General features: G+C 66.5%; 7 protein-coding genes. 4 read left to right on the top strand and 3 right to left on the bottom strand.

Going from position 1 to position 7,565, the window contains the following annotated elements; genetic code table 11:
• Both LQR33_RS11415 and LQR33_RS11410 read right to left on the bottom strand, forming a co-directional pair.
• Positions 1-212: winged helix-turn-helix domain-containing protein (locus LQR33_RS11415; RefSeq protein WP_231468979.1), on the bottom strand; the 212-nt coding region annotated here is incomplete at its 3' end.
• Positions 213-216: 4 nt separating this feature from the next.
• The gene (locus LQR33_RS11410) at positions 217-546 is read right to left on the bottom strand and encodes a DHCW motif cupin fold protein (RefSeq protein ID WP_231468977.1); all 330 of its coding nucleotides are present in this window, start codon (positions 544-546) and stop codon (positions 217-219) included.
• A gap of 132 nt (positions 547-678) precedes the next feature.
• Here LQR33_RS11410 and LQR33_RS11405 point away from each other — a divergent pair, with 132 nt between their 5' ends.
• The 4 genes from LQR33_RS11405 to LQR33_RS11390 all read left to right on the top strand — a co-directional run bounded on the left by LQR33_RS11405 (position 679) and on the right by LQR33_RS11390 (position 4,889).
• A complete protein-coding gene (locus LQR33_RS11405) occupies positions 679-1,884 on the top strand; it encodes a benzoate/H(+) symporter BenE family transporter (protein WP_231468975.1) in 1,206 nt (401 codons plus the stop codon).
• 97 nt (positions 1,885-1,981) lie between these two features.
• A complete protein-coding gene (locus tag LQR33_RS11400; RefSeq protein WP_231468973.1) occupies positions 1,982-3,370 on the top strand; it encodes an aminopeptidase P family protein in 1,389 nt (462 codons plus the stop codon).
• A 124-nt stretch (positions 3,371-3,494) separates the two neighbouring features.
• Positions 3,495-4,319: a helix-turn-helix domain-containing protein gene (locus LQR33_RS11395; protein WP_231468971.1), complete on the top strand. Its 825-nt coding sequence runs from the start codon at positions 3,495-3,497 to the stop codon at positions 4,317-4,319.
• 75 nt (positions 4,320-4,394) lie between these two features.
• Complete coding sequence (locus tag LQR33_RS11390; RefSeq protein WP_166438787.1) at positions 4,395-4,889, top strand: DUF2867 domain-containing protein; 495 nt, start codon at positions 4,395-4,397, stop codon at positions 4,887-4,889.
• A gap of 1,002 nt (positions 4,890-5,891) precedes the next feature.
• Here the strand turns inward: LQR33_RS11390 and LQR33_RS11385 are convergent.
• Positions 5,892-6,560, bottom strand: coding sequence for a BRO-N domain-containing protein (locus LQR33_RS11385; protein WP_166438788.1), 669 nt, complete (start codon positions 6,558-6,560; stop codon positions 5,892-5,894).
• Positions 6,561-7,565: the final 1,005 nt, after the last annotated feature.

The following is a 7,565-nucleotide window of genomic DNA, read 5'->3' as shown; positions in this document are numbered from 1 at the left end:
CGGGCCGGCAGCGCGGCGTAGAAGCCGGCGCGCGGCCGCGCCACCACCCGCTGCTTCTGCTCCAGCCAGCGGTAGGCGGCCAGCGCGGTCAGGCTGTTGACGCCGTGGTGGGCGGCCAGCTGCCGCACCGAGGGCAGCTTGCCGCCGGGCGGGAATTCGCCGGCGTCCAGACGGGCCTGCAGCAGCCGGGCGATGTCCTGGTATTGCGGCATGGGCTTAGTCGACGATGAACAGCTTGGCGCCTTGCGGCGCGCGGGAGCGATGGGCCTCGGCCCGGTCCGCCACCTGGTAGCTCATGCCGGACGTGAGGACGAAGACGCGGCCGTCGTCCAGCTCGGTATGCAGCTCGCCCTCCAGGCACAGCAGGATGTGGCCCTTCTCGCACCAGTGGTCGGCCAGGTAGCCGGCCGTGTACTCCACCATCCGCACCCGGATGTCGCCGAGCTGGCGCGTGCGCCAGTAGGCGCGGCCCTGTTCGCCGGGGTGCTCGTCGGCGGGGACGTCCGCCCAGTCGGTGACGCCGAAGGGAATGCCGGTCAGCTGCATGCGGGGCTCCTGAGGATGGCTGTTATATAGAACAGATGCGGCCCAGCATAAACTGTTTGGCGCGCTTGTGGGAGTCCGTGGCGCGCAGGCCGTGGCACGCTGGCGACATTGGTTTTCATCAGGAGAGTCGCCATGTGGCAAACCTTGCGGCGCGACGCCGCCCCCTCCGCCTTGCTGGCCGCCGTTTTGGCCTTGCTGGTCGGCTTTTCCGGGCCGTTTCTGATCATCGTCCACGCCGCCCAGTCGGCCGGGCTGTCGCAGGGGCAGCTGGCGTCCTGGGTATGGGCGGTGTCCATCGGCTCCGGCGCGGCCGGCTTGTGGCTGAGCCTGCGCTGGAAAACGCCGGTGATCGCCGCCTGGAGCACGCCGGGCGCGGCGCTGCTGCTGGCTGGCTTGCCCGGCGTGCCGTACCCGGAGGCGGTGGGCGCCTTCCTCGCCGCCGCCGCCATCGTCACGTTGGTGGGCGTCAGCGGCTTGTTCGACCGGCTGATGGCGCTGTTCCCGCCGGCGCTGGCGGCGGCCTTGCTGGCCGGCATCCTGTTTCATTTCGTCGGCGAAGTGGTGGCCGAGGCGACGGGCCATCTGGGCTTGGTGCTGGCGATGGCGGCGCTGTTCTTCATCGGCCGCCGCTGGTTTCCGCGCTGGGCGCTGCTGGCCGCCATCGCGGCGGGCGCGGTCTTGTCCGCCGGCGAGTTGCATGCGCCGGCGGCCGCGTCGTTGCATGCCGTCGCCGCGCCGTTGTTCACCTGGCCGGCCTGGTCGTGGTCCGCTTTCGTCAATCTGGCCCTGCCGCTGGCGCTGCTGGCGCTGACTAGCCAATTCTTGCCCGGCATGGCGGTGCTGCGCGCCTTCGGCTACCAGGTGCCGGCGCGCTCGCCGGTGACCGCGCTGGGCCTGGCATCGATGCTCACCGCGCCGTTCGGCGGCCACGGCGTCACGCTGGCGGCCATCATCGCCGCCATCTGCACCGGGCCGGAAGCGCATCCGGACCGCAGCCGCCGCTATGTGGCCGGCGTGTTCTGCGGGCTGATCTACATCGTCATGGGCGTGATGGGCGGCGCGCTGGCGGCGCTGGCGCTGGCCTTGCCCAAGCCCTTGCTGGTGACGGCGGCCGGCCTGGCGCTGTTCGGCACGCTGGCGTCGTCGCTGGGCGCGGCGCTGGCCGATGCCGAGCATAGGGAGTCGGCGTTGCTCACCTTCGTGGTGGCGGCCTCCGGCGTCAGCTTCGCCGGCCTGGGCGCGCCCTTATGGGCGATGCTGGCCGGCGGCCTGCTGTGTCGGCTGCTGAGCCCGGTCAAACCCGCGCCGGAAAAGGCAGTGGAGGCGCCGGCGCGCTGAGGCCGCGGCTGGCCGGCGGGGGCCGCGCATGATAACTTAGGCGGTTGAATATACCCGCAGCGGCGCCTCCCGCCGGCATGCGGCAAAAGGAGAAAACATGTTCGCCCCTTCCGTCTACGCCCAGCGCCGCGCCGGCCTGCAAGCGTCCGGCCTGTCCGGCCTGCTGCTGTTCGTCGGCAACGTCGACTCGCCGATGAATTACCACGACAACACCCTGCCCTTCGTGCAGGACTCCAGCTTCCGCTACTTCTTCGGCCTGAACGAGCCGGGCCTGGCCGGCGCGATCGACGCCGACAGCGGCGAGGCGACGTTGTTCGGCAATGATCCGGACGTGGCCGACATCGTCTGGACCGGCCCGCTGCCGTCCCTGGCCGAGCGCGCCGCCAAGGTCTCGCTCTCGCGCAGCCGTCCGTACGCCGAGCTGGCGCAAGTGGTGGCCGAGGCCCGCGCCGCCGGCCGTCCAGTGCGCTACCTGGCGCCTTACCGCGGCGAGACGCTGATCGAGATGGGCCGCCTGCTGGACACCCATCCGGCCCAGGTGAAGGAAGGCTTCTGTCCCCAACTGACCCGCGCGGTGGTGGCGCTGCGCGAGATCAAGGGCGCGGAAGAGATCGCCGAAATGGAAGCCGCGCTGGGCGTCACCCACGCGATGCACATCGCCGCGATGCAAAACGCCAAGCCCGGCGTGGTGGAATACCAGGTGGTGGGCATCATGGAAGGCATCATGCGCCGCCACGACTGGCAGCTGGCCTACCCGTCGATCTTCTCCAAGCGCGGTGAAGTGCTGCACAACCACCACCACGACCACGTGCTGCAGCAGGGCGACCTGGTGCTGAACGACACCGGCTGCGCCAGCGGCGGCGGCTACGCCAGCGACATCACCCGCACCTTCCCGGTGGGCGGCAAGTTCTCCACCCGCCAGCGCGAACTGTACGACATCGTGCTGGAGATGCAGGAAGCCGCCATCGCCGCGGTCAAGCCAGGCGTCAAATACCAGGACATCCACAAGCTGTCCGCCGCCGTGATGGTGGAGCGGATGGCCGCGCTGGGCTTCTTCAGCGGCGATGTGGACGCGATCGTCGAATCCGGCGCCTACGCCATCGCCTTCCCGCATGGGCTGGGCCACCAGATCGGCATGGACGTGCACGATATGGAAGCGCTGGGCGAAGACCTGGTGGGCTACGGCGACGGCACCGAGCGCAGCAAGCTGTTCGGCCTGGGCTATCTGCGCCTGGGCAAGACGCTGAAGGCCGGCATGGTGCTGACCGTGGAGCCGGGCGTCTACTTCATTCCGGCGCTGATCGAAGCTTGGGAGAAGGAAGGCCGCCACAGCCAGTACATCAATTTCGCCAAGTTCCGCGAATACGCCGACTTCGGCGGCATCCGCATCGAGGACAACGTGTTGGTGACCGAGGACGGCAGCCGCGTGCTGGGCGAGCCGATCCCAAAGACAGTGGACGAGGTGGAAGCGGTGATGGCCGTATAAGCCAGCCGGTTCCGCAGCATGAAACGCCCCGCTCGCGCGGGGCGTTTTCGCATCCATCGCCCGGATTGACCGGCCGGCGGCGGCGGCGACACAATGACGACAGTCTATTTCGCGCCGGTCCGCCATGACCCACCCGCCGCTCCCCGTTCTCTATCCGCCGCCGCCCGGTCTGGACACGCTGCTGGGCGACATGCTGGACCTTGTGTTGCCCGGTGGCCCGCTGCTGCTGCCGGCAACCTTGCACCCTATGCTGCTGTTCGTCACCGGCGGCGAGATCCGCTTGGACCACGGCGGCACGCCGGCGCCGGCCGGCCTGTTGGGTGGCTGCGCCGGCGTGAGGCTGGCCACGGCGTCGCCCGGCGCGCGCATCCTGATGGCCTGGCTCAAGCCCGGCCAACTGCCGCGTCTGTTCGGCATCGCCGCCGGCGAGATATTCGACGCCTATCTGCCGCTGGACCGGCTGCTGCCGCCGGCTTGGCTGTCGCCGCTGGTCGATGCCGCCGGCGATGCCTTGCGCCCGCAGGCGGAGGCGCTGCTGCGTCGTCTAGCCGGCTGGCACGGCCACCGCACGCCCACGCTGGCGTTGCCGTCCGATTGGCCCCGGCGCAGCGCCGGCGAGCTGGCCGCGCATTTCGGCCTCAGCCTCAGGCAATTCGAGCGCCGCTTCCACGCCAGCGCTGGCCAGAGCCTGCGCGCTCTCCGGCCGCAGGCGCGGCTGAACCGTCTGCTGTTGAACACTCGCTGGACGCCGTCGCCCGACTGGGCCGACATGGCCGCCACCGCCGGCTACGCCGACCAAGCCCATCTGCACCGCGATTTCGTCCGCTACGCCGGACGCACGCCTTCGGCCTATGTCGATGGCCTGGGCGATGACCCGGCGCTGCACTTGTACCGCTTGCCTAGGGCGGTGATCCTGCGGATGTGCGCCGAGCCCGGTTTGCGCGGCTGACGCGTGTCGTTTCGCTTCAAGACGGCCCCGCCGCCGTTGGGCATGCTGCGGCCATCGCCACATCGGGAGAGGCCCGTGTCTGCCCAATACGATTTTTCCGACATTCCGCTGCTAGTCCAGGAAACCGGCCGCTATCCCTGGCAGGACCGCCGCAGCGTCCCGCTGCCGCCCGGCGCGCCGACGGCCGACGCAGCCAGCTTGTTGCGCGTCTTCTCCGCCACGATGCCGCCCTGGGCCCGCGCGCTGATGCGGCTGCGCGACCGGCTGGTGTCGCCGCTGGGCCTGAAAACCGCCCGACCCGCTTCCTCTTCGGTTGAGCCATATCATGTGGGCCAGCAGCTGGGCGTGTTCCGCGTGTTGCATCTGGGAGAGCATGTCGCGGTGCTTGGCGAAGACGACCGCCATCTGGATTTCCGGGTGGTGTTGCAGTGGCGGCCGGAGCGGCTGGAGGTGAGCACGCTGGTGCGGACGCATAATTTGTTGGGGAGGACGTATCTGACGGTGGTGACGCCGTTTCATCATGCGATTGTGGCGGCGAGCATGAGGCGGATGGCGGCGGCATTGGGATGAGGCGTAGGGTGCGTCCCCCCGCCGGGGCGACGCACCGTTTGGGGTGCGGTGTCCGCTGCGCGGATGATGATTTTCATGGCGGGGCTGCCCGCCAGGCAGGGAGGCTGTCCGGGTAGGGTGCGTCCCCCCGCCGGGGCGACGCACCGTTTTGGGTGCGGTGTCCGCTGTGCGGACGAATGATTTTCACGGCGGGGCTGCCCGCCAGGCAGGGGGGGCTGTCCGGGTAGGGTGCGTCACCCCATAGGGGCGACGCACCGTTTTGGGTGTTGTGTCCGCTGCGCGGATGATGGTTTTCATGGCGGGGCTGCCCGCCAGGCAGGCAAGGGGGCTGTGTCGCCAGCCCCCTTGCAACCCTAGGCGACCCCAGCAGCGCGGCGAAGCCCCGTCTCCAAACCCATTCCCAAGGAGCCGCCGGAACTAGCGGGGCGCTAACGTCGCCCCGCGTCGAACAACCGGCGTCTTAAAACCATTGGGAATGGCTTTGAAGCCGGCGCGCGCTGATGGGGGGACAGGGTGGCTATCGGTTGAGCGTTTGCCATAAAGCCAATAAAAAAGCGCGACCCGTTTTGGCATCGCGCTCCTGCTGGATCAACCGGCGATCCGTCCCATCCGCTCCGCCAGCCGCAAATGGCAGCGGGTAGGGTGCGTCACCCCAAAGGGGCGACGCACCGCTTGGGGGGGGGGCGGTGTCCGCTGTGCGGACGATGGATTTTGATGCCGGTTCCGCCCGTCGGACGGGAAAGGGGGCTGCGCGGCCAGCCCCCTTTCAACCCCAGGCCGCCCCACAGCGCGCGAAACCCCGCTCAAAAACCACCCAGCCAGGCGCCGCCGAACTCGCGGGGCGCTAACGTCGCCCCGCTCAAACAGGCGGCGGCTTAAAACCTGGCTGGGCGATTTTTGACCGGCGCGCGCTGAAGGGGGGACACGGTGGCTATCGATTGAGCGTTTGCCATAAAGCCAATAAAAAAGCGCGACCCGTTTCGGCATCGCGCTCCTGCTGGATCAACCGGCGATCCGTCCCATCCTCTCCGCCAGCCGTAAATGGCAGGCGGAAGCCAGTTTGACCAGGTCGGTATTGTTCACCGGCATCCTGCCCGGTTCGGCGATCAGCTCCGCCAAGCCTTCCAGCGTGGCGACGGAGCTGGTGAGGCCGATCAGCTTGCCGTGCGGCCAGCGCTGTTTGTTGTGGCGCTCGTAATCCAGCGCCACCACCCAGCGCGAATGCTGCCAAGGCCCAGGGCCGCGCAGCACCGCCTCCATCACCGCCCGCCCCACCTGCTGCGCCGCCTCGGCGGCCAAGGCCAGCGCCAGATGCAGGCTCTCCGCCGTGGTGGCCGGCCCGCCTTCATGCAGCAAAGCCGGCCGCGTCTCCTCCTGCCACCAGCGCCGCAACCGCCGCGCGCCGGGTTTCTTGATCCTCCTGACCACCTCGTCCAGCTCGCCTTCGGACAAGCACAGCACCGGTTCATCTTCCCCGGCTAGCAGCAACAGGCGGCCAGCCGGTTGCTCCAGCGTTGCCAGCAGATCTTCCACTTCCTGCTTCATCGAAGCGGCGATTTCGGCGGCGACAAACCAGAAGCCCTCCTCGCGGCGGATGACGCGCAGCGGGAAGTTCTTGGCGTAGTCGAGGCGGAGGGGGAGGTTTACGGAGAGGTCGAGGTGGTGGTTCATGGCTGGGCCTCCGCAAGTGAATGGGCTACTTGGGAGCAAGCTAGGGGTGAACCGATGAGAAGAAGTGTCGCAGCAGTACGATTGATCATGGCCATGATGGCCTCCTGGAGAGTTTGAGAGAGGGTTCCACCGTATCGGGGTGGGGGCGCTCTCAACGGCTCCAGGCCGTCCGGGTCCTTGCGGATACCCGACACCCCCCTTGATCTCTTGCGACGTGCGAATGCACGCCTAGAAAGAAGGCGTAATGATACCGCCAGAACTGGGCGGGTGCAGCTGGAGCTTTGAGAGAACCCTCACGCTAATCCGCCTCCATCTACATGTCAATGTGCTAAGTATTGCTGCGTAATCAATGATTTGACTGCTAATCATTGCGGCCAAAACTTGTTGCTCTGAAGCGTTTTGATTCCGCCCAAAGGGCGGGCCAGGGGGCTGCGCGGTCAGCCCCCCGGCACCCCCAGGCCGCCCCAACAGCGCGGCGAAACCCCGTCTCCAAATCCATTCCCAAGGCACCGCCCAACTCGCGGGGCACTAACGTTGCCCCGCTCAAACAAATGGCGGCTTAAGACCTTGGGAATGACTTCGGAGACGGCTTGCGCTGATGGGGAATAGTGTCGAGTTGGTTCGGTTCTACAAATATTTACTCACGTGATGGCGATGAATTTAACCCCGAGCATTGCGAGGAAAACACGCTTTTTAGTCAAATATCTTGTAGGTATTTGCACGGGTATTATTTTTTAGGAATCTGTTTTTGTGAGGACTATTATGTGGAGATGGCCACCTTTTTAGACTTCTGTGCGGAATTTTTTTAGATAATTTTTCCACAGCATACTGAGTTTATAGCGATGAGGATTTCTTTATTACCAGTGATTAAGTAGTCCTAGCATTTATATGCAAAGAATGTAAGTAATTTTAGCAGGGATGGGTTTAATAATGGATTGGACTTGTATGAACGGTGTCTGAAATAGTTGTGCGGTGAATATTGCAGTTTTCAATTGGATTTATTTA

This window comes from Chromobacterium piscinae (assembly GCF_021129175.1).
Taxonomy (GTDB): domain Bacteria; phylum Pseudomonadota; class Gammaproteobacteria; order Burkholderiales; family Chromobacteriaceae; genus Chromobacterium; species Chromobacterium piscinae.
The sequence above is the reverse complement of the archived record's forward strand: the minus strand, read 5'-3'. Positions and strand labels throughout refer to the sequence as shown.